At 59.5% G+C, this 25,885-nt stretch carries 23 protein-coding genes; 6 read left to right on the forward strand and 17 right to left on the reverse strand.

Annotated elements, in window-relative coordinates; genetic code table 11:
• Positions 1–85: 85 nt before the first annotated feature.
• Positions 86–493, forward strand: coding sequence for a nucleoside diphosphate kinase regulator (gene rnk / locus ASE07_RS15975; RefSeq protein WP_057291827.1), 408 nt, complete (start codon positions 86–88; stop codon positions 491–493).
• A gap of 108 nt (positions 494–601) precedes the next feature.
• On the opposite strand, the gene ASE07_RS15980 is transcribed toward rnk, so the two are convergent.
• The 5 genes from ASE07_RS15980 to ASE07_RS16000 are packed head-to-tail and all read right to left on the reverse strand — an operon-like array spanning position 602 to position 7,470.
• On the reverse strand, positions 602–1,735 hold the full coding sequence (locus ASE07_RS15980) for a DUF1513 domain-containing protein (RefSeq protein WP_235548489.1): 1,134 nt from the start codon (positions 1,733–1,735) through the stop codon (positions 602–604).
• Positions 1,677–2,759: an imelysin family protein gene (locus tag ASE07_RS15985; RefSeq protein WP_057291829.1), complete on the reverse strand. Its 1,083-nt coding sequence runs from the start codon at positions 2,757–2,759 to the stop codon at positions 1,677–1,679. Before ASE07_RS15985 ends, ASE07_RS15980 begins: the two co-directional genes overlap by 59 nt.
• Positions 2,756–4,135 carry a di-heme oxidoreductase family protein gene (locus ASE07_RS15990; RefSeq protein ID WP_082584196.1) on the reverse strand — a complete coding sequence of 460 codons (1,380 nt, stop codon included), beginning with the start codon at positions 4,133–4,135 and terminating at the stop codon, positions 2,756–2,758. The genes ASE07_RS15985 and ASE07_RS15990 overlap by 4 nt, the downstream gene beginning before the upstream one ends.
• Before the next feature lie 53 nt (positions 4,136–4,188).
• Complete coding sequence (locus ASE07_RS15995) at positions 4,189–5,352, reverse strand: imelysin family protein (RefSeq protein WP_057291831.1); 1,164 nt, start codon at positions 5,350–5,352, stop codon at positions 4,189–4,191.
• A gap of 24 nt (positions 5,353–5,376) precedes the next feature.
• The gene (locus ASE07_RS16000; RefSeq protein WP_057291832.1) at positions 5,377–7,470 is read right to left on the reverse strand and encodes a TonB-dependent siderophore receptor; all 2,094 of its coding nucleotides are present in this window, start codon (positions 7,468–7,470) and stop codon (positions 5,377–5,379) included.
• A gap of 125 nt (positions 7,471–7,595) precedes the next feature.
• Between ASE07_RS16000 and ASE07_RS16005 the strand changes: the two genes are divergently transcribed.
• Positions 7,596–8,714, forward strand: a complete 1,119-nt coding sequence (locus tag ASE07_RS16005; protein ID WP_057291833.1) for a PepSY-associated TM helix domain-containing protein — start codon at positions 7,596–7,598, stop codon at positions 8,712–8,714.
• A 76-nt stretch (positions 8,715–8,790) separates the two neighbouring features.
• Here the strand turns inward: ASE07_RS16005 and ASE07_RS16010 are convergent, their stop codons facing one another.
• Positions 8,791–9,726 (reverse strand): LysR family transcriptional regulator, encoded by a 936-nt coding sequence (locus tag ASE07_RS16010; protein ID WP_057291834.1) that lies wholly within the window; start codon positions 9,724–9,726, stop codon positions 8,791–8,793.
• 133 nt (positions 9,727–9,859) lie between these two features.
• Here ASE07_RS16010 and ASE07_RS16015 point away from each other — a divergent pair, with 133 nt between their 5' ends.
• From ASE07_RS16015 to ASE07_RS16030, 4 genes are all read left to right on the forward strand, one after another.
• Entirely contained in the window at positions 9,860–10,819 is a 960-nt protein-coding gene (locus ASE07_RS16015; RefSeq protein WP_057291835.1) for a tripartite tricarboxylate transporter substrate binding protein, read from the forward strand.
• A 19-nt stretch (positions 10,820–10,838) separates the two neighbouring features.
• Positions 10,839–12,239, forward strand: coding sequence for a 3-isopropylmalate dehydratase large subunit (leuC, locus tag ASE07_RS16020; protein ID WP_057291836.1), 1,401 nt, complete (start codon positions 10,839–10,841; stop codon positions 12,237–12,239).
• Positions 12,232–12,891: a 3-isopropylmalate dehydratase small subunit gene (gene leuD / locus ASE07_RS16025; RefSeq protein ID WP_057291837.1), complete on the forward strand. Its 660-nt coding sequence runs from the start codon at positions 12,232–12,234 to the stop codon at positions 12,889–12,891. Before leuC ends, leuD begins: the two co-directional genes overlap by 8 nt.
• A 111-nt stretch (positions 12,892–13,002) precedes the next feature.
• Positions 13,003–13,908, forward strand: coding sequence for an alpha/beta fold hydrolase (locus tag ASE07_RS16030; protein WP_057291838.1), 906 nt, complete (start codon positions 13,003–13,005; stop codon positions 13,906–13,908).
• Positions 13,909–13,934: 26 nt separating this feature from the next.
• Here the strand turns inward: ASE07_RS16030 and ASE07_RS16035 are convergent, their stop codons facing one another.
• From ASE07_RS16035 to ASE07_RS16085, 11 genes are all read right to left on the reverse strand, one after another.
• Positions 13,935–15,545 (reverse strand): class I adenylate-forming enzyme family protein, encoded by a 1,611-nt coding sequence (locus ASE07_RS16035; protein WP_235548490.1) that lies wholly within the window; start codon positions 15,543–15,545, stop codon positions 13,935–13,937.
• A 43-nt stretch (positions 15,546–15,588) separates the two neighbouring features.
• Positions 15,589–16,254 carry an ATP-binding cassette domain-containing protein gene (locus ASE07_RS16040; RefSeq protein WP_057291840.1) on the reverse strand — a complete coding sequence of 222 codons (666 nt, stop codon included), beginning with the start codon at positions 16,252–16,254 and terminating at the stop codon, positions 15,589–15,591.
• Entirely contained in the window at positions 16,251–17,000 is a 750-nt protein-coding gene (locus tag ASE07_RS16045) for an ABC transporter ATP-binding protein (RefSeq protein ID WP_057291841.1), read from the reverse strand. Before ASE07_RS16045 ends, ASE07_RS16040 begins: the two co-directional genes overlap by 4 nt.
• Positions 16,997–18,007, reverse strand: coding sequence for a branched-chain amino acid ABC transporter permease (locus tag ASE07_RS16050; RefSeq protein ID WP_057291842.1), 1,011 nt, complete (start codon positions 18,005–18,007; stop codon positions 16,997–16,999). Before ASE07_RS16050 ends, ASE07_RS16045 begins: the two co-directional genes overlap by 4 nt.
• A 1-nt stretch (position 18,008) precedes the next feature.
• Positions 18,009–18,905, reverse strand: coding sequence for a branched-chain amino acid ABC transporter permease (locus tag ASE07_RS16055; RefSeq protein WP_057291843.1), 897 nt, complete (start codon positions 18,903–18,905; stop codon positions 18,009–18,011).
• 85 nt (positions 18,906–18,990) lie between these two features.
• Entirely contained in the window at positions 18,991–20,340 is a 1,350-nt protein-coding gene (locus ASE07_RS16060; protein WP_235548491.1) for an ABC transporter substrate-binding protein, read from the reverse strand.
• Positions 20,341–20,705: 365 nt separating this feature from the next.
• The gene (locus ASE07_RS16065; protein WP_162256894.1) at positions 20,706–21,740 is read right to left on the reverse strand and encodes an NAD-dependent epimerase/dehydratase family protein; all 1,035 of its coding nucleotides are present in this window, start codon (positions 21,738–21,740) and stop codon (positions 20,706–20,708) included.
• A gap of 194 nt (positions 21,741–21,934) precedes the next feature.
• Complete coding sequence (locus ASE07_RS16070) at positions 21,935–22,393, reverse strand: MaoC/PaaZ C-terminal domain-containing protein (protein WP_235548492.1); 459 nt, start codon at positions 22,391–22,393, stop codon at positions 21,935–21,937.
• Positions 22,350–22,769, reverse strand: coding sequence for a MaoC family dehydratase N-terminal domain-containing protein (locus tag ASE07_RS16075; RefSeq protein ID WP_057291861.1), 420 nt, complete (start codon positions 22,767–22,769; stop codon positions 22,350–22,352). Before ASE07_RS16075 ends, ASE07_RS16070 begins: the two co-directional genes overlap by 44 nt.
• A gap of 21 nt (positions 22,770–22,790) precedes the next feature.
• Complete coding sequence (locus ASE07_RS16080) at positions 22,791–24,428, reverse strand: 3-(methylthio)propionyl-CoA ligase (RefSeq protein ID WP_057291846.1); 1,638 nt, start codon at positions 24,426–24,428, stop codon at positions 22,791–22,793.
• Positions 24,429–24,594: 166 nt separating this feature from the next.
• Positions 24,595–25,776 (reverse strand): acetyl-CoA C-acetyltransferase, encoded by a 1,182-nt coding sequence (locus tag ASE07_RS16085; protein ID WP_057291847.1) that lies wholly within the window; start codon positions 25,774–25,776, stop codon positions 24,595–24,597.
• Positions 25,777–25,885: the final 109 nt, after the last annotated feature.

Genomic DNA, 25,885 nt, shown 5'->3' on the forward strand with positions numbered 1-25,885 from the left:
GCTTTGATTAAGCATAGGAGCGCCAATGTACATTTAACATGGAGCACAGTCGGTGCTTCACTTCACACTTAACGGAGTAATACGAATGAAACCTGACATCATTGTTTCGGCAGTTGATGCCGAACGCCTTGAGACGATTGCCGATCTTCTTCCGGCATCCGCGATCGAGAGCAAAAATGCATTGCTCGATGAACTGGGGCGCGCAAATATTGTTGAACCTGATCAGATGCCGGCCACGGTAGTGACCATGAATTCAACAGTACAGTTTGAGATCACGTCACCAAAAGAAGAATTTTGCATGACGCTGGTTTACCCCTCGGATATTGGCAACGGAACCAACCAGATATCGGTCCTCACTCCCATTGGGACCGCACTATTGGGGCTGGCCGAGGGTAGCCAGATCGAGTGGCCCAGGCCTGACGGTCAGTCAGTGCATGTCCGTATCCTTAAAGTGATCGCCCAACCGCGTCAGGCTGGTGTATTGCAGCCTTAACCCGGATGGAATGAATGCGCTTCCAGATCGTTCACTCCGCCGGGTGACGGGCTGTATCCCACAAGCAGACCTTCACAAGCTTCGGCGTCAGGCGGCCTAGCCTCCATATCAGGCGAGAACCCAATGATTATCTATTTTGAGGTTTGCCGGCAGGTTGAGCATTACCCTTGAATCTGATTCAACGCCGAGCGCCTTGGCACTTCCGCTCGCCCAGAAGTTGGGACCTCCGGCCGAGACAATAGCGCAGCCGTCCTGCAACGCTAGTGGCGGCAGCCATCCTTCATCGGGGCGCCAGCGTAATACTGCATTCGCACGCGGCGCGCCTATCGCAAAACCGTTGTCCCAGGCAGCAATGTCGCCAGCGTATCCTGCCAGCCCCGGCACGCGTACCGCGTCCGGGATAGCCAGCGTGTCACCGTCGAGCACGGCCAGAACCGGTGCTGCGTCGCGCTCTGCCTTGACGTCGTGCTCGGCCTGCATGGCGATGCCGACGCGCGAGCCGTTACGCGCCATATGGCGCATGCTCAAACGGTGGTCAGGAAGCTTCCATTGTCCCAGCAGTGCGCCACTGCGTGCATCGAGACGGACCAGCGATGAGGCCATTGTATTGAGGTTGCGCTTGATTCGCCCTGTCTCGGGCTGGGTCGGAACACCTCCGTTCGCCACCAACAGCGTTTCCCCGTCCATCAACATCATGTGAGCATCAATACCATGTGTGTCCCACTCATCCAGCTTTTCCAGCGACTGTGCATCCCATACGCCGATCAGTCCCTGCCCCGTCTCCAGGTTAGTCTCGGTCGAGAACAGTCGTTTGCCGCCACTAGCGACAACGACATGTCCATTGAATGCCCGGCCGGGTTCGGCCCAGACCCAGTACGGCGCCCCCCGTCCGGGATACCACCGCAGCATCCAGTCACCGGGCCGTCGAGCGACAGCCAGTAGACTGCCGTCGGTTTCCATGAGCACCCCGTGGGCGCGCGTCGGCACTTCAACGCGTGCCACAGGCAGCATTCCCTCGGCACGCCTTGCCAAGACGCCGATATGGTGACCATGTCCGTCGTTCCATGCCGCAGCGATGCGCAGCTTTGAAGCGGGGATCGATGCACTCCATGCGGGCGTGACGCAACTAAGCAGCGAGGCGATGAGAACGCGTCGACGGCCAGGAAACCGCGTAGTGTTCTTGTCAGTCACCATCTGCGTCGGAAAAGCCGATGCTGACGTTGAGCGCCGGTGCAATTTCATCCTCGGCCATCCGCTTGATCGTTGCCAGCCGCTTTGCTGCCGGAAGTAGTCGACTCTGCGTATTTGGAGAGAGTCCCTGCATGGCGGTGCCGGCTTGCCCGAAGGCCTGCTGCCACCGTTGTGCAAGCGCTGCGTGGCCACGGCCACGCAGATACAGCTCCATCGGGATGAGGGCTTGACCAGGTTGCGGCGCTTCTTGTTCCTTGGATACGGCCAGCTCGCGCAACGACGCCCAATGGGTAGCCCAGCTGGCCGATGTGGCACCGCTGAGCTGACGCGGGAAACGCGCCGCACTGCGAGATGTGGACTTAGCCTCACGTACGGGCCGCTCGATTTCTTGCCAGCGGAGTCGCTCCATCGAACCGACCCACTGATTCACGAACTCCGTAAATGCATCTGCAGTTTGCTCGGGGTCCCAGTCACCCGGGTTGGCATCAGCAAAGGCAGCTTTCAGAGCCTCAGCTTCCCGCGTGATGTCGGCCGCTACCTCGACGGCATATGCACAGGCCTGAGTACCTCTGTCGATGGGCTTTTCCCATAACAGCCACTCCAGAGCAGGAAAGCCTTTTGCGGGAGAGCCAATGCGCTCCATGGCCGCCGCGCCGCGTGGCGCTTGCTTGATCGCTCGCTCGATGAGTGAAGGACGGGTCGGCGTGAAGTCGATGGCGCGCACCGAACGGCGCTCGATCAGTGGCCCGAACGGGACAGCGGATAGCCGCTCCCAGCCGGCCGCCGCGGCCTTCCACGCACTACGCACCTCGCGGATATTGGCCGCGGAGCTACCGGGTGCATTGCCGCAGAATGTGGTCAGTGCCAGGTGCATTTGCTTTGCCGCATCCACGAATGCCGCTGAGCGCGGCTGCGCCCAGTGCTGATAAAGCCCGGTGACAACATCTTCCGGCTTGTAAAACGGCGTAGCAATGTCTGGCCTGGAAGATTGTGCCGCCAGGTTGGCCGTGGCCGGGGTGAACAGCGCAACTGCCGCAAGTTTTAGAAGGATGCGCCTGCAAACCGGGTTGGTCATAGAGACTCCACGAATTTCACGAGCGCCGACCGTTCGGCCTGATTCATCTTCAGCACCTGCTGCTTGCTGGCCTCGGCTTCGCCGCCGTGCCAGAGGATGGCTTCCAGCACGCCGTCAGCGCGGCCGTCATGTAGCAGTCGGGTGTGGCCGTTGACATCCTTAAGCAGACCGATGCCCCACAGCGGCGATGTGCGCCACTGTTTGCCGCTGGCGGAAAAATCCGGACGTCCATCAGCCAGGTCGTCGCCCATGTCATGCAAGAGAAGATCGGTATAAGGCCAGATTTTCTGTCCCTGCAAGGCCTTGCTCGTCAGATTGGGAAAGGGGCCTTCGGCCGTCGTATAGCTTGGCCGATGGCAGACCGCGCATTGCGCCTGCATGAACAGCTGCCTGCCCTGTTCGATACGGCCCTCGTCCTTGAGGCGGCGTGCCGGCGGTGCCAGGTTGGCCTGGTAAAAGATCACGTTGGCCAAAGTCTCATCATCGATTTCGCCCTTGGTGTCCGGATGGCTGCCGCTCCTGGCTGCGAGACAATCTTTCTGTTTCTCGGTACAGGCCTCGCGCCAAAACCTGGTCGAGGTGATACCGATGTCACCCAGGAATGCAGATGCAGTCTGGTGCGCCAGAGTGGCGGCATTGGCTTTCCAGCCGAAGCGGCCAATCATTTCGCGCTCGGCGAAAGCATCGTAGACGCGGTTGGGGACGCCCTTGATGGCTCCGAGTGAAGCCGCCTGCGTCGCGGCGTTATGTAGAATCTCTTGCTCGGGTATGGCTTCAAGCAAACCAACACCGATCAGTTGCGGGGCGATGCGTGGGCTGACCATGACATCCTTCGCCATCGGGCCGTAGGCAAGCTTGCGAAAACCGTACAGCGGTTTTTGCAGAGTATAAGTGCTGCCGTCGGCAAAACGCCCATGGATTGCTTTCCAATGCATCACAATCTGCCCTTCCGGCTTGACGCCCTGGACGGCAAGATTGGCGAATTGATCGCCGTAGGTGGGCTCGGGTTTCGGCGCGCCGAAATCGCCCTTGCCGGGGACCGACAGCCGCAGCAGTAAGCCGACGGGCTGCTCATCGCTCAGACCTTTGCGGAACGCCGGCGGCGCAGCGCGGCCATCCTGCACATGACAGCCGCCGCAAGAGCGAGCGATGAAATGCGGGCCTAGTCCGTCGCGCGCAGTGGTCGACGCGGGGGCCTGGACCCAGTTACGGCGGAAGAAAGAATTGCCGATAACAAACCGGGTGCGTTCATCGTCATCGAGGTTCGCCGCCGGGAACGAGAAGGCATTGCGCCCATCCGCATGCACGGTCGTCGCTCCGCCAGTCAATTCGCCTTGCGGGTCATTGCCGTCGAACGGCACGGCTGCGTGAAGCATAGCAGCGCCTGCCGCGGCAAGCACCGTTCCGACGAGCAAGGGGGCAAGCTTGATCACGGCTGTACCAGTGTCAGACGCTTGATTCCGACGGCGTTCGCGGCTTCCACCAGGTTGCGCGACTGCTCGACCAGACTGTCGATCGTTTTCTGTACGCGCTTCCTGCCCGGCGCATCCTTGCCGCCAACGATTTCACGGTCAAACGGCGCCTGAATGCCTTCCGCTGCCTCCACGGAGGCGCGGATCTGACGGGTCGTCTTATCGGCCAGTCCGCCATCCTTCGCTGCGACCAGCGCCTGCAGCCCCGGGCCTTTCAACACTTCACCATCCGGTCGCTTGTACTCGCCGAGCCAGACGTTTTCTATCCCCCTTGCATTGGCGACTGCGTCACGATGTGTGTTATCAGAGAAACAGCTGTGCTCGTCTTCCTGGTCCTGACTCGCCAGCGCCACTTCCAGACGCTCGCCGGCCAGCTCGCCGCGCGATAAAGAACCTAATCCCACAAAGATCTTGCGCAGGGATTCCTGGCCGCCCTTTTCGAAGCTTGCACGGTAGTTGGACGCCGGTCCGGGAGACCATGCCTTTACCAGCGACCGCAGATCGTCGAGGAGCAACGCGCTTGTCACCTTCAGATACTGGCGGCGGCGATCTGCATTGGGTTTCTTGCCGTCGACAAAATCCTCGTACGACCTGTTGCCGGGACCGGTCTCGGAGAGATCCTGTCCCCAAAGCATGAACTCGATTGCATGCCAGCCGGATGCGATGTTTTCTTCGCCGTCCCGTTCGTTCAAGGCAGCGAGAGCCTTCTTCGTGATCGGTTGTTTACGATTATTGATGATGCCTGCCTTGTCATTGCCTTCGACGAAGTCCACATACGACTCGTCCATCGGCCATGCATTGAGGCGGCCTTCGGGGCCGTTGCTATCATCAATGGGCCCACCGTAGAAGCGGTATGCCTCGGTCTGCCCGTACACTTCTCGCGCGTCGAGCCAGGCTTTTCGTGCCTTCGCAAGGGAGTCATTGGAAGGGGCAGTCAGGAATTCATTGATGGCCTGGTCCATCCGTTGGGCAGCAGAAAGCGCATCCGAATAGCTCGCATGGACCAGCTTGGCATAGTGCGCAACGACACCCTGGACGGGCGAAGAGGCTTGAGCGATCGAGAATGGACTCAACAGAGAAAGGCATACGCCCAAGGTTACAGCAACGAATGTTTTTTTCATCTCAGTGTTCTTTATTCTGATAACTTAGAAGTCGACCTTTGCGGCGACTTTCAGTGTCCTCGGGTTACCCACGCCGATGAAACCGTTACCGGCGGTGCTCCAATAATTCTTGTCGGTGACGTTGTCCAGCACGGCCTGGAAGGTAGTACGCTTTCCGGCCAGTTTTGTCATGTAGCGCGCGCCGAGAGAATAAGTGGTGTAGCCGCCAATGGAGGCCTGATTCGCGTTATTCACAGGACGTTCGCCGACGTAAAACACCCCGCCGCTCAGCGCCAGGCCCGGCACTTGCGCAAGCCGGTACTCGGCAAACAGGCTGCCTGTGCGACGCGGCGTGTTTTCCGGAGTCTTGCCATAGGTAGCGGCATTCGCGAGATTTTTCTGCTCGGCATCCATAAACAGAGCAGATCCGATCAGCGAGAGCTGCTTCGTGATCTCGCCGGAGGCGGCAAGTTCTATCCCCTTGTATTCAGCCAGTCCGTTGAGCACGAAACGGTTCGCTGCGTCGATGTCGGTCGAGGGGCGGTCAATGTCAAAATAGGCAGCCTGCAGCAGCACCCCTTGGGCGACCTCGGCCTTGACGCCAATTTCCTTCTGTTTGGCGACCGCAGGGGCCAGCAGTTCACCGGCATTCGCGCGGTTCGCCGGGGCCTGACCGCTTTCCTCCACGCCCTCGATGTAGCTGGCATAGACGGAAACATTGGAAACTGGCTTGTACATCAACGCGACGGCGGGATTCAGTTCATCGGTGCTATAGCGCGTGGTCGACGTCGTACTTTCATAGCGGCTCGTGCGCACGCCGGCGGTCAGCTGCCACTGTTCACCGAACGAGATGCGATCCTGCGCATACCACCCGCGGTCCTTGATGGTCGACGGTGCGCGTACCGGCGCTCCCGTCGGGGAGCGCTCGGCGATATCAATCGGGTTGTACAGGTTCTGTGGCGTGTCGAATGTTCCGTTAGAGATCGACACCGCGTCGCGATCGTTTCGTGTGAAACCCAAGGTGAGCTCATGCGACATCCAGGATCCCGGCAAGACGCCCATCAGCTCAGTCCGATAATTTGTGTTCTCCCATTCCTGCCCGCGATTGAAGAAGGTGCGCAGGGTGCCGGCACCTGTCGTCAGGCTGTAGTTCTGGAACTGGGAAAAGTTGCGGTCGCGCTCGGTTTTTGCATGCCCGCCTTCCACCAGCACGCTCCAGTTATCGCTTAAACGATAGTCGGTACGGAACAGCACATTGGTTGCCTGCGCGTCGTAGTTCTGCCATTCGCCAGCCAGGTTGCGCTTGTTATCGGGAACGTCCGGCAACGCAATCCTGCCGCCGGAAGCGGGTAACAGCGCGATGGCGGCCTGTTCGGACACGTCCTTGCGGTAATGTTCAAGATCGAGCTTGAACGACAGGTCCCTGGTCGCTTTCCAGTCCAGCGCGGCCGATGCAAGCTGCCGGTCGCCCGAGAAGCGTTCGACCCCGATATCCTCGCGCCCGGTGACAAGGTTAATCCGCGCGCCGAATTGTTCCTGTTCTCCGAAGCGACGGCCAATGTCGGCATGAGCCGACGCGCCGCCATGCTGGTTGGCCGTCACGGCAAAACTGGTGACCGGCTCCCTGGTTGCCCGCTTGGTGACGAGGTTGACGATGCCGGACGGCGGCACGAAGCCATAGTACAGGGAAGATGCGCCCTTCAAAACTTCCACCCGCTCTTTGTTTTCAAGCGGGATGTCGACCAGATTAATGATCGGAAGACTGCCGTTGAGGCGGTAATTGCCGCGATTTTCTACAAGAATGCCACGAATGGCGATGTTGTCGTAGGTCGAGCCATTGAGCTGCGAGCGCGTGACACCGGCGGTGTTGCGCAACGCGCCGTACAAAGTTGACGCTGCCTGCGCATCAAGAACCTCGCGTGTGACGACATTGCTGGTCTGGGGTACATCGATCGGTGCGACATCCCGGAAGGTTCCCACCTGGACACTGTTGCTCTTGTAACTTCCCATCTTTTCTGCGGAGACCGTGACGGTGCCAAGTTCTTTTTCTGTTTGAGCGGCCGCTGTCTGGGCAAGGACAGGGAATGCGGAAAAGGCCAGGGAAAGCGCGCTGGCAAGCACGGTCAGGCGGGGCTGCATAAGGTCCTTTCGGAAAATTAATGTAAATGCGACTAATTCGCATTTACCGATGATACTATACTTGCTATCCTGAGCGGCAATTTTTAACCATTTTGGTGCGTTTCCCTTGTCTCGTGCCTGCGACTATGCGAAAGATCCTTGTATTTCTCCATCGCTATCTCGGCCTTGCCGTGGGGCTTTTCCTGATAGGCAGCGGACTGAGCGGCAGTGCAATTGTCTTTAGCAAAGCAATCGACTCCTATCTCAACCCGGAGTTACTGACAATCTCTCGTCCTCTCAATGCCGCGCTGCAAGTCGATGCGCTCCTTCGGAATGCGAAAGCGGTCTTGCCTGCGGAGACTCCCGCCTTTGTCTATATGCCCTTGGCCCCTGCGGAGTCAGCGCAGGTTGTGTTTCAACCGAGTGGCTTGCGAGCCCACGCGGATCCCTATTCCGGCCAAATCCTCGGTGTCCGGCATCCCAACGATTCGGTCACCGGACTGCTGATTGATTTCCATGTACACCTCCTGGCCGGCAAGACTGGCAAGCAGATTCAAGGCTGGGTCGGCCTTAGCGCAATACTGCTCACGCTGGTTGGCATCTTTCTCTGGTGGCCCAAAGGCGGAAAGTGGAAACAGGCCTTTTCAATCAAATGGCGCGCAGGAGCGTTTCGGGTTTGGTTCGACGCGCATCGGGTTAGCGGCGCCGTCGCAGCGGTGTTGATTTTGCTGACTGCTCTGACAGGGTCCGCACTTGCGCTTTATGACCTGATCACCGAGCCTCTCCTCATTGCGACGACTGGTAGCGGGACTCGGCAGCCTGCGCCCAAAGCTCCCTCGACATCGGTTGAGCAGGCATCGATCGATCGCATGCTGCGGGAAGCCCAGTCGATGTTCCCGGACGGGAAAATCACTAGGCTAACATTGCCCGTAAAAGATAGTAGTGCGGTTGGGGTTCGCATGCGACTCAACGGCGAAATGCATCAATTCGGCCGATCCTTTGTCTGGTTCAGCCGATATGACGGGAGCGTACTTCGGGTCGATAACGCCCTGGAAGCGAACCGGGCGGTGAAAATTCAGAGCTGGCTGTTTCCGCTTCATACGGGAGTGTACGGCGGTACCGTCACGCAATGGCTACAGGTGCTTGTGGGCCTTAGCCTCGCATTGCTGTCGTTCTCGGGCGCATGGCTCTGGATGAAGAAAGCCCGTGCAAAAGCCATTGCGAACACGCGCCGCGCCCGGACAGGCGAAACGGTTGCCGGGTGAATCAGGGTTTCTGTTAAAAGCTGGTACCCAAAGTGCGCTTGCCGTTAGGTATGGCAATGACAGGACTTGCCATCTCTCACCAAAGCAGTTCGAGGTCGTTGCTATTGAGTCGGTCCGTTCTTCGTTTGTCCGCGAACGCATCGAGCATGAAATCGACCATTGCCCGGGTCTTCGCCTGCAAATGGCTCTTGGCAGGGAAAAGAATGTAGATGTCAGCAGGCGGCGCAGCCCAGTCCGTCAGTAGCAGACGCAGCCGCCCGGATCGCAAGTAGGGGGCCGCATCCCATTCGGACCGAAGAACGATGCCATGTCCGTCGAGTGCCCAGGCAAGCGCCGCTTCTCCGTCGTTCGTGCTGAGTGGACCTCTTACCTTGACGGTATCCTGCCTTGTCCCCGAACGAAAATGCCAGCTCCCGTAGATCTCATCGCTTTCTCGCAAGACGATGCAACTGTGACTGTGCAAGTCGCGCGGTGAGTTCGGCACCCCTCGTGCGGAGATATAGGCAGGGGACGCACACAGGAAGCGACGGTTGTTTGCCAGCTTGCGCGCGGTAATACGCGCATCCGGTTGTTCGCCAAAACGAATTGCCAGATCAAAAGCCTGTTCCACCAGATTCACTGGCCGGTCGCTCAGATGCATCTGTACCTCTACCTCGGGATACCGGAGTGCGAAGCGAGAAAGCTCAGGTGTCACATACTTCCGGCCGAAGCCGAGGGTCGCATTAATTCTCAGCAGGCCTTGTGGGACGACGCTTCCGCCGGAGATTTTTCGCTCCAGTGCGTCGAGTTCGGCGACCAGCCGTTCGCCTTCTGTCAAATACGTCTCTCCCTCCGGAGTGAGGCTCATCCGGCGCGTAGTCCGGTTAAGCAGCCTGACCCGCAAACGTGCTTCGATCGCCGCCAGCCGTTTGCTCACAGCAGGAGGAGTCACCCCCAGTTCCTGCGCGGCCGCGGCCAAGGTTCCGCGCTTCACTACCAGTGCGAAAAACGACAAATCGGAAAGGCCGTCCATTCTTAACCTGTGCGACTGAATGAAATAAATAATGGTGCATTATAACGCTCCTGTTTTTGAATATGATGATCTCACCGATAACACCGGCCAACAATCCGGACCCGCAATCCATTTTTAACAATCGGAAGAGACCATGAAACTGAACATCGCGCTGCTTGCCGCAGCTGTCCTCGCATCGACTGCAGTTCACGCGGATAACTACCCGTCGCGTCCAATACGGCTGGTGGTGCCCTATGCCCCCGGCGGAAGCGCAGACATCGTCGCTCGCCGCATATCGGATGAATGGGCAAAAGCTGCTGGTGGCAACATCTTTATTGAAAACAAGGCTGGTGCGGGCGGCAACATCGGTGTCGACGCGGTGGCAAAGTCCACACCTGATGGCTACACAATCGGTCTCCAGACCGTCTCGCTGGCAATCAATCCTTCGCTGTTCGCCAAAATGCCTTACGACACGCTCAAGGACCTGGCACCGATCGGCATGGTCGCCGCGTCGCAGCACGTATTGGTCGTCAATCCCAAATATTCGGCCAAGGACACGAAAGAATTGTTGTCCCTCGCCAAATCCAATCCCGGCAAGTACAACTACGGATCCGCTGGGCCCGGCAGCACTTTTCATATGGCTGCGGAGTTGTTCAAAGATGTTGCAAAAGTCGACATTGTGCACGTGCCATACAAAGGCGGCGGACCCGCGTTGGTTGACACGATGGCAGGCATGGTGGATATGAGCTTTCCTGTATTGTCGGCCGCCGTTCCCCACGTGCAGAGCGGGAAGCTGCGCGCGATCGGTGTGACAGGACCGAAGCGTTCTGCGCTGTTGCCGAACGTGCCGACCCTTCAGGAATCGGGCGCCACAGGATACAACTTCGAAACCTGGTTCATGGTTTTTGCACCGGCGAATACACCCAGGCCGATCATCGACAAGCTCAACGCCGCACTCAACAAGGCAATCAGTTCGCCGGAGTTGAAGGACAAGCTGGTCAGGGATGGCTTCGATCCGATTCCCTCCACACCGGCACAAGCACAGGCTCGTCTGACGCAGGAACTTCCTGCGTGGAACAAGCTAATCAAGGAACGCGGCATCAGCGCCGAATAATCCCAACCGACAGAACCAAATGAGCAAGACTCTTTACAGAAAGCTGGTGGACTCGCACACGGTCGTCGAGTTGGACGAAGACAATGTCCTGCTGTATGCCGACCTGCACCTGATGAACGAATACACCAGTCCCCAGGCCTTCGCCGGCCTGGACGAGCGCGGATTGAAGACCTTGTACCCAGGGCAGAACGTCGCCACGGTCAGTCACATCATTCCAACGCATCCGGACAAAATCCGCATCATCAATGACGCAGACTCCGCGCTCCAGGCCAGCAACCTTAAGCGCAACTGCGACAAGCATGGCATTCCCCTGTTCGATACGAACGACCGGTGGCAGGGCATCGAGCATGTCATCGCGCCGGAGCACGGCATGATCAGGCCGGGCATGGTCGTCATCTGCGGAGACAGCCACACGACAACCTATGGCGCACTCGGTGCCCTTGGCTTTGGGATTGGCACCACCGAGGTCGAGCATCTCCTGGCAACGCAGACACTGGTCTACCGCCTGGCGAAGAACATGCGGATTCGGATCGACGGGGCGCTTCCGGCCGGGACAACGGCAAAGGACCTGGTGCTCATGGTCATTGCTCAAATCGGCGCACAAGGGGCGCGCGGCTACGTCGTTGAATTCTGCGGCTCTGCCATTGCTTCCCTTAGTGCGGAGGCACGCTTCACACTTTGCAACATGGCGGTGGAGGCAGGTGCGCGGGGCGCGCTGATCGCCCCGGACGAAACGACGATACAGTACGTTCTGGCCCATTGCCCGGATCTGGCGGGCGACGCGGACCTGCGGGAACGCGCGCTGGCGCAGTGGCGTACTCTTCGCAGTGATCCGGATGCCAGCTTCGACGTTGAGCACTTCTTTAATACGACCGAACTAGTCCCGACTGTCACTTGGGGGACGAGCCCCGATCAGGCAATGTCGGTCACAGGTCTCATTCCGGCAGCAGAAGACGCGTCGGATGCCAGGGCACTGCAGTACACCGGATTAACCAGCGGCATGCCGATAGAGGGTATCGGCATCCAACACGTATTTATCGGATCCTGCACGAACGGCCGCATTGAGGATCTCCGCGCAGTCGTCGAGGTGATCGGCAATCACAAGGTTGCACCAGGGGTGCGTGCCATGGTGGTTCCCGGATCGGGAGCAGTCCGGGATCAGGCAGAGCAGGAGGGTATCGCGGCAAAGCTGATCGCGGCAGGATTTGAATGGCGTAAGCCAGGGTGCTCAATGTGCCTTGCCATGAATGACGATGTGCTTGCACCCGGTACACGGTGCGCCTCCACCACCAACCGGAATTTCGAGGGGCGTCAGGGTCGAGGCGCTATCACTCACCTGATGAGCCCTGCCATGGCGGCCGCAGCGGCGGTCACCGGAAAAATCACTGACGTCAGAAAGCTGCTGGAAAATCATGAGTAAGAGCTCCATTATTGAAGGAATCGTGGCTCCGCTGCCTATCGCCAACCTGGACACCGACCAGATCATGCCCAAGCAGTTCCTGCGTGGCATTGACAAGGCAGGTCTCGATCGCGGCGTGCTGTACGACTTGCGCTTCGACGGACAGGGACATCCGCGCGAAGATTTTGTGCTGAACCAACCCGAGTTTGCCCAGGCACCCATTATCCTGGGCGGAGCGAATTTCGGGTGCGGTTCAAGCCGGGAACACGCCGTCTGGGGGCTCCAGCAGTTCGGGGTGCGGGCGGTTATCGCGTCCAGCTTCGGGGAGATTTTCTACTCGAACGCGATGAACAATGGCCTGATGCTGGTGACCGTATCGGAAGAGGATTTGCGACGTCTCTTCGCCGAAGCAGCGTCCTCGCCATCGCCGATGCACGTGCGCGTCGATGTGGAACATCTCGAAGTTTCAAGCGCGACCGGAACAGCCCGTTTCGCACTGAGTGATCGCCACCGTCGGATGTTTATGGATGGCCTCGACATGCTGGGCGCATCGCTGCTTCACTTGTCATCAATCAAGGCATTCGCAAGCCGGTGGCAAGCGGAGAATCCCTGGCTGAAGGACCTGGCATCTACCGCTCGAATCAGGATTGACCGGTTACCGGACGCACCATGAACCGACAATAGGAAACGCGGTCTCCTGGAGAGGCTTGTATGATGCATGTTTGAGGAAATCCACGTCCTCCAGACCGCCTGATCTTTCATTCACCCTCATTACGAAGCTATCATGGTAACCACTCCGCTGTTTCCCGGATTTCGTTCGGTGTACATAGACACTTCCCCCGAAGTGAAAATACATGCGGTAGTCGGCGGCAGCGGCCCTCCGCTTCTGCTTCTGCACGGCCACCCGCAGACCCATGCCATTTGGCACCGGGTCGCACCTGCCCTATGCAAGCAATTCACCATCGTTGCATGCGATCTCCGAGGCTACGGAGATTCTTCGAAACCCGTGGGTGATGGCAAGCACGTCAATTACAGCAAGCGGACGATGGCCGGCGACGTACTGCGTGTCATGCAGTCGCTTGGCTTTCCGCAATTCAGCGTGATGGCACACGACAGGGGCGCACGCGTCGCCCACCGCCTGGCGGCCGACCACCCTGCCGCCGTACAGCGGATGATCCTGCTCGACATCGCTCCCACTCTGGCGATGTACACAAAAACCACCGAGGCGTTCGCCCGTGCCTACTGGCACTGGTTCTTCCTGATCCAACCGGCCCCGCTTCCCGAACGCCTGATTGAAGCTGATCCCGCGGCCTACATCAGAGATGTCATGGGGCGCAGGAGCGCAGGACTGGCACCGTTCGATCCCCGTGCATTGCAGGAGTATGTGCGCTGTCTTGCACTTCCCGGCGCCGCCCACGGATTATGCGAGGATTACCGCGCCTCTGCGGGCATTGATCTTGAGCACGACAGGACCGACCTCGACAATGGACACAGGCTTCGGATGCCCCTGCTCGTTCTGTGGGGAGAACAGGGAGTGGTTCATCGCTGCTTTGAACCCTTGCAGGAATGGCGGCACGTTGCCGAAAACGTCAGTGGAGAAGCGCTTCCCTGTGGTCACTACATCTCCGAAGAAGCGCCCGAGTTATTGATTGCGCGCGCCTTGCCGTTCCTCGATGCCGGCACCGCCTAGCCGCCCGGATTGCAACGGCACGGGATTCACGTCGTTGCCTTCGGCTCCGCAAGCAATTGCTCCCGCAAGTCGCGTTTGAGCAGCTTCCCATTGGCATTACGCGGCAAGGGCTCTGTTCGCAGGGTGACGCTTTCCGGTACCTTGTAGTCGGCAAGGCGTTCGGCGCAAAATGCGATCAACTCGTCCTGCGCCACACCTTGCCCTTCCTTCAGCGCGACGAATACGTGCACGCGCTCGCCGAGCACGGGGCAAGGCTTTCCGACCACCGCCGCTTCCAGAACGGCAGGATGCTGACACAGCACGTTCTCCACTTCGACGCTGTAGATTTTGTAACCGCCGCGATTAAGCATGTCCTTGCGCCGATCGAAGACATGGAGATAGCCGTCTGCGTCCATGCTGCCGATGTCGCCGCTGTGCCAGTAGCCGCCAGTAAAATTTTCTGCGGTTGCTGAAGGATTGTCCCAGTAACCCTTCACTATCATCGGGCCGCCTATCCAGATTTCTCCGGTTTCATCGCGCGGCACTTCACGCCCGGCATCGTCCATAATGAGGATGTGTCCGCACTGCACCGTGCGGCCTACGCTGTCGCGATGCCCGTCTGTCTGGCCGGGCGGCATGAGTGTCGAAGGTGACGTCGTTTCAGTGGCCCCGTAGGCGTTCATCAACACCAGCCCTGGAAGCTGACGGGCTAATGCATCGATGGTGGCGGTTGGCATTGGTGCGCCGCCGTAGGCACCGACACGCCACGCGGAAAGATCGCGTCGTCCAAAATCATCCTGCAACAGGCACAGGTTGTACATGGCGGGCACCATGATCGTGAAGCTCATGCGTTCGCGCTCGGCGAAGGGCAGGAAGTCGGCCGCTCTGAAAGCCGGCGCCACGAGTAGTGTGCCCGCCGTGCGTACCATCACCATGAGCAGGCCGACCAGGCCGGTCACATGCGATAGCGGCACCACCGCCGCGCCACGGTCGGCACTGGTGAGTGCCATCGTGCTTTCGTAATGCATGGTCGAATGCACGATATTGACATGGGTAAGCATTGCGCCCTTGGGGCGACCGGTCGTACCCGAGGTATAAAGGATCGCTGCCACCTCCTCTTCATGAACCTCGACGGCCTCTGCCAGCGCCGGCGTGGCAAGCAGCGCGCCAAACGCGTTCGTGCCGGTATCGTCACCGACACAGACCCGCAACCTCAGATGCGCGACGTCGACTGCCGCAGGAAGACGGTCGGCCAAGGCGGCATCGTAGACGATGACCGCCGCTGTGCATTGATTCAGGATATAAGTAATGCCCGGCTTCTGTTCGCGAATACTGAGCGGCACGACGATCGCTCCCAGAGCCGCAGCAGCAAGGGTCGTCACAACAAACTCGATATCATTACCAAGTAAAAGCGCGATGCGCTCGCCTTTCACGACGCCCCGCTGGGCCAGGCCACCCGCAACCGCCATGGCCTGTGCGTGCAGGTCGCGCCAGCTCAGTCGCCGCTCGCCGCAGATTACCGCCTCGCCATCGGGATTGGATTCAACCGCCTGTCGAAACATGGTATAGACGCTATGCGGCCGTTCGGCAAAGCACGGCACCACACGGTCGCCAAAGTGCGCCTCCATTCGCGTTGCCGGTTGCTGGATTTCCCACATCCTCATCCTCCTTGCATGATGCTCGGCCCTGGTGTAATAAGTGTCATGGCGCTTTTGCCACATTGGCTCCGCGTTCAATCACGTATTCGCGATCGAAAAACTTGCGCGAATGATTGAGGTCGGATTGCGAAATCACGACGGCGAGGTCCTTGCCCCTGAGCGCGAAGATCACCTCCGACAGCCGCTGGGACAGTGCCGGGGCGACGCCTTCAAACGGTTCGTCGAGCAACAGCATGCGGGTGCCGACTGCCAGCGCACGGCCCAGCGCCACCAGCTTTTGCTGACCACCGCTGAGCAACAGCGCTTTGCGGTCGCGCATCTCGGCCACTTCCGGCATCAGTCCATAAACAAAGTCGAGACGTGCCCTTGCCTTGAGCGTCTTTGACACCCATACCGGCAGCAGGATGTTTTCCTCCACTGTCAATTGCGGTACCAGTCCCCGGTCTTCCGGCATGTAGCCGATACCGTCTGCGGCACGACTGCTGCGACTGGCCTTGACCAGGTCTTTGGCTCCGAAGGTCAGCGTACCGCCAGACGGCTGGAGATGACCCATGACCGTGCGCATGAAAGTCGTTTTGCCCGCACCGTTGCGGCCAATCAGTCCGATCATTTCGCCGGACTGCACAGTCATCGACAAGCCGCGCAGCGCAGCCATCGACTGAATGCTGACTTCGAGAGATTGCACGTCAAGCAAGGCATGCTGGCTCATGCGTGTCCTCCGGTGACGTAACGCTGCACTTCGGGATTCTTCAATACCTCCGTTGGTGCGGCATCGGCAATAATCCGACCGCTGTAGAAGGCAATCACTCTTTCCGAAAAGCGGGCCACGATATCCATGTCATGTTCGACAAACATGACGGTGACTTCTTCCTGTGACAACGCTTCCATCACGCGCTCCATCGCGTCAAATTTTTCGTCCGCGCTGACACCCGACGTCGGCTCGTCCAGGAGCAGCAACTTGGGTTGCCGCGCCATGGCCATGGCAATATCGAGCAGCTTGCGCACACCGCCGGGCAGTTCAGTGACCCGGCGATAGGCATACGGGCCCAGGCCGAAACGGCGGATCAATTGTTCGGCCCGTTCGAAACGGTCGGGCGAGTCGGCGCGCTTCCACATCGAGAGCCCCGCCGAATGCGCGGCCGCCACGGCAACCAGCAGGTTGTCGATGACGCTCAGGTCCAGATACAACTGTGGAATCTGGAAAGAGCGGCAAATACCGAGACGGGCAATATGGCGTGGCGCGAGCGCGGTGATATTGGCGCCTTCGAGCGAGATGCTGCCGGTATCCGGTTTGAGGTAGCCGGTCACCATATTGACGAATGTGGTCTTGCCCGCGCCGTTGCTGCCGATCAGGCTCATCTTTTGTCCGGCCGGGACTTCGATGTCAATGTTCTCGGCCGCGACTACCGCGCCGAATCGCTTGTTCAAACCCTTTGCCGCAAGCAATGGCGTCATGTTGCCGCTCCCTGGTGACTGACGGGTTTTACCTTGACAGCAGGTGCAGGCTCGTCCGGCAGGGATGGTCGCGGCGCACGCCGCTGCCGTACCCAGAACGAACCGATGCCGGCTGGACGGAACAGCACAACCACCAGCAGGAATATGCCCAGCGCCAGCTGCCACGTGGTCGGGAAGTAAAGATTGGAAAACGAGCGCACGACTTCCAGCACCAGGGAGGCGACGAATACTGCGGCCACGCTCTGGTAACCCGCAAGGATCGCGGCGAACACAAATTCGCCGGAGGTCGTCCAGTAGGCAAATTGCGGATCGACATGCCCCAGCGCCAGCCCGGTCAGTGCGCCGCCGAGGCCACCAAGGGCACCCGCCAGCGTAAAGTCGATTGCCAGCGAGGCACGTGACGACGCGCCGAGGTATTCCACGCGCAAATCGTTACTGCGCACCGCAAGCGATATGAGCCCCGAAGACGAACGGAAGTACACCGCAATGCAGAGACTGGCGATCATCGAAAACACGACCGTCAGCGCGTACAGTACGTAATCCGCATGTTCCGTGGCAAGCTGCGTGCCCAGCAGCGTCGGACGTGGCAGGTTGAATCCGTCGGTCCCGCCGAGCGCAGTCCATTTGCTGAGGATGCCGTAGGCAACCATGGATAAGGCCAGCGTCAGCATGGCAAAGAAGATGCCACGGTAGCGGGCCAGCAGTGGTGCCACCATACCGGCGACCAGCGCACCGGCCAGTGCGCCGAGCAGCGCCCGCAGGATGGCGTCGTTGATGCCAAGGCGCAGCGATACCAGGGCTGCCACGTAGGCACCGATCGCAAAGAACAGGCCCTGGCCGAAGGTGGCGCCGCCGCCGCGCGACAGTACGACCACCCCGAGAATGGCGAGTCCGTGTGAAGCTGCCATCGTTACCAGGAATAGCAGCCACTTTGGCGCGACAAGCCCTGCCGCGAGCAGGGCAAGCGTCACGCCGAAGGCGACGAGCAGGGTTTTCATGGCCGTCATGTCAGATCACCCTCGCTTTCACGCTCTGGAACAAGCCTTCGGGACGGAACACCAGGACCGCAGCCATCACCAGGTAGACGCTGAACAATTCGACATCCGGCATCACGTGCACCGCAACCGCCCTCGCCAGACCGACCACCACGGCACCAATGGCCGCGCCCTCAATACTGCCGAGTCCACCGATGATGACCACCGCGAAACTGACGATAATGACGCTCACACTGACCCCCGGTTGTACCGAGATCATCGGCGCGGTGAACGCGCCGCCGAGCGCCGCAAGAAACACACCGACGGTAAAGGCGGCACTGTAGACGAAGTTCACGTTGACACCCATGCTCGCGCTCATCTCCGGGTTATGGATGACGGCAAGCACGATCTTGCCCGCCACCGTCCGGTTCAGCCCCAGCCAGACCAGCAGGCCGCACACCACGGCAAGCACGATCAGCGCGAGGTCATAACCGACGAAGGAAAGCGAACCGATCTCGACGTTGCCGAACAGGCTGTACGGCTCCGATACGTAATAAGGATTCACACCCCACAACAGCTTGGTGCCATCCTCCAGCATCAGGAACAACGCATACGTCACCAGCAACAGCAACACCTCGTCGCGTCCATAAAAGCGTGCGAGCAGACCGCGTTCCAACAGCGGACCGACGACCGCCGCCACGCCCGCGGCTGCCAGCAGCATGGCCACCAGCGACCAGGCCGGAGACATCCCCCAGGTGGTAAACAGCGCAACGACACTGGCCGCCGAGTAGGCGCCCAGCGCGTAGATGCTGCCGTGCGCCATATTGAGGATCTTGAGCACACCGAACACTAGCGTCAGCCCAAGGGACACGATGAACAGCCACGACGCGTAGACCAGGGCATCGACACCGATGGTCAGAACGAGGTCCATTTTGCTTCCTCCTGGGAATGGCCATCGAGGACGCCCCGCCGAATGCTCGGCGGGTTCGTCGCTTGCGGTCGCAACAGGTGGCGTATTACTGATCGCATTTTGCGCCCGGGAAGCCGGCTTTGATCCAGTCCAGGCTCTTCATGTTGGCCGGCGGGTTCACGCATTCCGCCTTGAAGTGCTGGATGTCGGTGGCGACCACCATCTTTTTCGCCGGGTCATATTTGGTCCGCCCGATCGCGATAGGCTGGATCGCCTGTTGCCCATTGGCCAGCGCCATCTTGATGTGTCCACCCGGTGAATCCCACTCCGAGCCGCGCAGCGCTTCCGCAAGTTCCTCCGGTGTCGGCTTCTTGCCGCCGTTCTTTGCCATGGCTTTTTCCACCGCCAGCTTGACGCCCATCAGCGACTGCGCCATCCGGTAGCTCGCCTGCACGACAGCAGCCGGTCCGTGGACATCCTGATATGTCTTCCAGAACCAGTCGTTGAGCGGACTCTTCGCCGCCAGAATGCCGTAAGCGCCACGTGCGCCAAGAACAGTGCCGTCCGGCATCTTGTCGCCCAGCGAAGGCAGCACATGGTCGCCCGCGCTCAGCACCAGCTGGCTGCGCTTGAACAGGCCGCGCGGCGCGGCTTGCAATACAAAGGCTTGCAGGTCGCCGCCCCACAGGCTGGAGTAGACGATATCCGCCGGCTGGCGTGCCAGTGCGGAAATCTCGGTGCCGTACTGACCCGCGCCGAATTTAGGCAGCAGATCACCGGCGGCTTTGGCATTCGGATAGAGCTGACCCATGGCGGCCACGAAATCGGTGCGCGAGTCCTGGCCCCAGGCATAATCCTGATTAATCAGGTTCATGGTTTCGACCTTCACATTGCGCGACTTCAGGTAGCGCGCCAGCGCCACGTTGTCCATTGCGCCGTGCGCGGCGGTGCGGAATACATATTTGTAATTGCCTTCTTCGAAAATGCGGGGCGAGCCGCAGTCGAACAGCACCAGCAACTTTTTCATTTCCTCGGCCGCCGGGGCTACCGCAAGGCAATCGCCCGACCCGACATAGCCGATGACGGCGTCGACATTTTCGCGCTGGTACAGGTTGCGCAGTTCCTGCACCTGCTTGGTTGCACCGCCTGCTTCGTCGACCACCACGGTTTCCACCGTCAGGCCGCCGAACCCCTTCTTGTTGTAAGGCGCGGGCGCACTACCCTTGTTGAACTGCTCGATGAGGATCTTGGCCGCGTTACCCGCCGGCACGCCGAAACTTTCCGCCGCCGGACCCGACAAGAAGGTCACGATGCCCAGTTTGAAGGTTTCCTGCGCCTGGACCGGCAAGGCAAGGCTTGCGCCGATACCTGTCGCGGCCATCCACAGTCCCAACTTTAGGCTTCGCTTTGCGGTTCGCTTTGTCGTCACTCCATGTGTACCGGACTGCAGTTTCATGTTGATCTCCTCTTGTTGTTGGGACCGGAGGCGACTCCGGACGGTTCGGGCAAACAAAGCTGTTTTGCAGAAATCATCATCCGGTAACGCGCAGGGTGCGGGTTACCAGTTCAGGCGGGGCGGTCGCGGACATGGTTCTCCTCCAGTCGCTTGTCGTTCGGTGCCGGCGTTTCTCTTTTGAAATTCTTGCCGTGCGTGTGGTATTCAGATCGAAAGAGCGTAACAATGGCCGGTATTGGCGGCATCGTCGAAAAGGACGATTTCCTTGTAGCGACGATGACTACCGGTACCATGCCCATCCTTGCCAGGGTCGTCGAACCAGGATGTTGGGCATTCCGTATCCGATTGTGCAGGATTAGGCAGCTTCAGGCACTCTGAGCAACACCGTGCTTTGCCGTTGTTCTCTGGCGCAGTACCGCGAGCGTATCGGCGAGGCTGGTTTTCATCGTGATCTGCTGCCTCCAGCCCAACACCTCCTTAATACGGCGATTGCTGGCATTCCAGCGCTTGCCCTTGTTCATGCGCATGAACTCGGGAGAGACAGTGAGCGGCGAATGCAGCATCAGGTGGTTAAGCCGGTCGAACGCTGGTAGGAAACGCACCATGAAACCGGGCAGCGGCAGCATCGGCAAAGGAATGGCCGGATCGATCTCGTGCAGTGCCTGCAACATATCGCGCAAGGTAGGCAGCACGTCGTTGCAAACGATGAAGCGCCCTTCGCAATCCTGCTCGGCGGCGCGCAGGTGCGCATCCACCACATCGCGGACATCTACCAACGGGAAGTTAAGCTCCGGAACGCCCATGCGCAGGCCACCGAGCGCCATCATTTCCACCAGGTCGATGGACGGCGTATTGCGCGCAAAACCCGGGCCGAGAATTGCTCCCGGCAAGATGGCCACCATGTTGACCCCGCGCTCGCGAGCCACGCGCCAGGCATTACGCTCACCCTCGGTCTTGGCCCGAACATAAGGCACGGAAAGGTCCTCGGTCCACGCAGTCTCGTCTACCGGCGGTGCGCCGGGCGCGGTCAGCGGCAGGGTGACGACGGAGGACGTCAGGATCAGTTTGCGCACGCCGGTATCCGCTGCGCAGCGGACGGCGGTTTCCGCGCCTTGTACCGATGCTTCGATCATTTCCTGGTTGCGCTCGGGCCTGGTGTAGGCATACACCGCCGCGGCATGGAACACCACCTCGATCCCTGCCATTGCCGCACGCATCTGGTCTGCCCGGGCAAGTTGAGCCTCGACGATCTCGACGCCGGCCAGCATACGCAGCCGGGATGTCTTGTCCATGTCGGTAGCGGATCGCACGCTGGCCCGCACTGTGTGCCCGGATTCGACAAGTTTTTTGACCAGCATGAAGCCCAGATGCCCATTTGCACCGGTGACAAGGACTCGCATGATTACCTCCATTCCTGCTGCAATACCACGATGTCGTTCGTGCGTCGGATATCGTGCAGTGTTGGACTTTCTGTCCTCGCGCGCAGAAATTTGAACCAGGCTTCTGAGGTACATCAAGGCTTGCTTTACGGAATACGGGGCGCGACCGAGTGTCTATCAATTCCGCCGACGTCAACGCTTGTCAATGCTTGTAATTACATGGAAAGCCATGCCTTGCCGGCGACCTTGACGTCCCCATCCTGGTCATGCACCTTCAGGTGCACGACCAGGATATTGCCGTCGCATTTCTCGATGACTTCGCCGGTACAGACAAGACAGTCTCGGACATGGGTTACGCTCATGAAGCGTACGTCAATTTTCCTAATCCGTTCCTGCGGCACCCAGTTCGTCAACAAGCGCCCCAGGTACGCCATCACCAGCATGCCGTGAGCAAAGACATCTTCGTGCCCGGCAGCCCTCGCAGCATCGCTATCGATATGGTTTGGGTTGTGGTCGCCCGAAGCACCGGCATAGACCGCCAGGGTAGTACGGGTAATGGCAGGAAGTTCCAGAGGCGGCAATTGCTGGCCAACATGGATGGCGTCGAAACCAGGGCCAGGAAAAGACGCTTCATCCATGTCGCTGGACGATGACGGTACGCAGGTCGGCAACATGCTCCCCGAGCAGGCTGCTCACTCGCGTGGATTTCACCAGAAACTCGAGAGCCCCGCCCTTCTTGTCGTAGATATCCTCAATGCGCGTTTCAAAGCTCAGCACATCGCCGGAATGGCAAGGCGTCATATACGTGAATGACTGCTCCCCATGCAGTACTTTTGGCAGTTCAAGACCGACCTCGGCATACCAGTCATAGGGGTCGTGGCGTTCCATGTCCAGGCAAAATAAAAATGTCGGCGGCACTGGCAAACGCTCGCCTTCCGTCCAGCGACGGTCTGTTTCGCCGATCGCTTTGGCAAAGAGCCGCAAGCGACCGCGCTCGACCTCCGCCTGATGGCGGGACACGATCCGGCCAATGTGCTTCCTGTCTATCATGCTGGCTGAAAACCCGGGCATTCAGGCTGTAGGCAGCCGGTAGTCGCGGAATTGTTCCCGCAGCTTGGTCTTGAGCAGCTTGCCGGTGGCCGTATGCGGCAACTCGCTGACGAAGACCACGTCATCCGGAACCCACCACTTCGCCACCCGCTCGCCAAGGTACTGCAAGAGTTCTTCGCGCGTAAGGTCTTTGCCCGGCCGTTTGACGGCAAGCAACAGCGGGCGCTCCTGCCACTTCGGGTGCGGTGCGGCGATAATCGCCGCTTCCTGTACGGCCGGATGACCGATGGCGGTATTTTCAAGGTCGATCGACGAGATCCATTCGCCGCCGGATTTAATCACGTCCTTTGCACGGTCGACCAACTGTACATAACCATCGGCATCGACGGTGGCAATGTCGCCTGTCGGGAACCAGCCGTCCTGGTCGAGCACCTTGCCGCCCTCATCCTTGAAGTAACCGCCTGCGATCCAGGGGCCGCGCACATACAGATGGCCGTAGGCAACACCGTCATGTGGTAATTCCTTACCGTCGTCACCGACGATTTTCAGGCCCACGCCCCACACAGCCCGGCCAGCCTTCATCTTCACGCTGGTCTGCTCTTCCTGCGACAGGCCTGCATGCTTGGGCAGCAGGCGTCCGATCACCCCGATCGGACTGGTTTCAGTCATGCCCCACCCCTGCACGTAGTCAGCGCCGAAGTCGCGCTCGAAACGTTCGATCATCGTGCGCGGGGTTGCCGCGCCGCCCACGCCGATGGTCTTCAGGCCGAGTTTCTTCATGTCGATTTCCGGATGCTGGTCGAGATACTGGAACAGCATGAGCCAGACGGTCGGCACTGCTTGCGAGAAGGTGACGCCTTCGTCCCGCATCAGTTCGTACAGGCTTTGACCATCGAGGTATGGACCGGGCATGACCATCTTTGCACCCACCATCGCGGTGGCATACGGCATGCCCCAGGCATTGGCATGGAACATCGGCACGGCCAGCAGGATGCACATCGACGAGCACACGCCAAAGGTGTCCGGCGAACATTCCATCAGCGAGTGCAATACCGTCGAACGATGCGAGTACAGCACCCCTTTGGGATTGCCGGTGGTGCCGGAGGTATAGCACAGCGACGAGGCGGAACGCTCGTCGAATTCCGGCCATACATACTCTTCGCTTTGCGCGGCGAGCAGATCTTCGTAGCAAAGCAGATGGGGAATATCCAGTGCCGGCATGTGCGCACGATCGGTCATCGCAATGAAGTGGCGCACGCTTTGTAATTTTGGTGCGAGTTTTTCAATGAGCGGGGCGAATGTGGTATCGAAGAACAACACCTTGTCTTCCGCATGGTTGATGATGTACTCGATCTGTTCAGGAAAAAGGCGTGGGTTGACCGTATGGAGGACGGCACCCGATCCCGACACGCCGAAGTAAAGTTCCAGGTGACGGTGGGTGTTCCAGGCAAGTGTGCCGACACGGTCCGAGAAATCGATGTCCAGTGTCTTGAGTGCATTGGCAACGCGTTTTGCGCGACGATGGACCTCCGCATAGTTGGTCCGATGGATAGTGCCTTCCATGGTCCGTGCGACGATTTCCCTCTCCGGGTGATACGTGGCCGCATGCTCGATGAGTGATGAAATCAACAGCGGCCGGTCCTGCATCAGTCCTAGCATGGCGTCTTCCTTTGGTCTCTTGTGTCTCGGTCTCTCTGCTTTCATTGCCGGCAGGTCGCGGAGGCGACCGCCCGTTGTCATCTTTATTTAGTAGCAGCCGGCCTGAGGTACACCGGCTCGCCATAGGCAGCGATGTAAGTGACGTATTGCTGGTCGGGGCGACAGCCTACAGGCGCTCGACGATGGTCACGTTTGCCATGCCGCCGCCTTCGCACATGGTCTGCAAGCCGTAACGCTTGTTGCTTCGCTTCAGGGCATGCACCAGCGTGGTCATGAGCTTGGTACCGGAGGCGCCGAGCGGATGTCCGAGTGCGATGGCGCCGCCTTGCACGTTCAGTCTGGCGGGGTCGGCACCAGTGGCTTTCAGCCACGCCAGCGGCACCGAGGCGAAAGCTTCGTTGACCTCGAACAGGTCGATGTCGTCGATCTTCATGCCGGCTTTCTTCAGCGCGTTCATCGTCGCAGGAATCGGTGCCTCCAGCATGATGACCGGATCGTGACCGATCACGGACAGGTGATGAATGCGCGCCAGCGGTTTTACACCCATGGTCTTGAGCGCTTTTTCGCTGACGACCATCACGCCGGTCGCGCCGTCACAGATCTGGCTTGCGTTGGCCGCGGTGATCACGCCGCCTTCCTTCAACAGCTTCACACCCTGGATCCCGTCGAGTGTGGCGTCATAGCGAATGCCTTCATCGGCGACATGCATCTCGCCGGTTGCACTGCCATCCGCGAGGCGCACTTCAAGCGGGAGAATTTCTTCCTTGAACAGTCCTTCCCGCGTCGCGGTGATCGCCTGCTGGTGACTTTTCAGCGCGTACTGGTCGAGCTCGTCCTTGGTCAGGCCATATTTTGTGGCCATCATTTCGGCGCCCATGAACTGGCTGAAATCGGCCACGTCGGCATAGCGTGCGCGAATTTGCGGGCTCATGTAATAGCCCATGCCGTTTTTCTGCGGCAAGGCGCTTGGAGTAAACATCGGTACGCGCGTCATGCTTTCCACGCCGGCTGCAATAACCACGTCCATCGTGCCCGACATGACGGCCTGCGCCGCGAAGTGCAGCGCCTGCTGGGACGAACCACACTGGCGGTCGAGCGAGGTGCCCGGTACGGATTCGGGCAGCTTCGATGCCAGGACGGCATTGCGCGCCACGTTGGTAGATTGTTCACCAACCTGGCTCACGCAGCCCATGATGACATCTTCCACCAGTGCCGGGTCGATACCGCTTCGATCGACCAGGGCGTCGAGCACTTGTGCCGCGAGATCGACGGGATGCCAGCCGGCAAGCTTTCCTCCGCGGCGTCCGCCGGCGGTGCGTACGGCGGCAACGATATATGCTTCAGCCATGTTTCGTCCTTTTCAAATAATGAAGAAAATGGGTTTTCAGATTGGCATTCTTGGCCGGTTGGCCCCTTGCTGCGTCGTCGTAAACGACGATTTGCGTCGGGTCAGGCTA

This window comes from Noviherbaspirillum sp. Root189 (assembly GCF_001428545.1).
Taxonomy (GTDB): domain Bacteria; phylum Pseudomonadota; class Gammaproteobacteria; order Burkholderiales; family Burkholderiaceae_D; genus Noviherbaspirillum.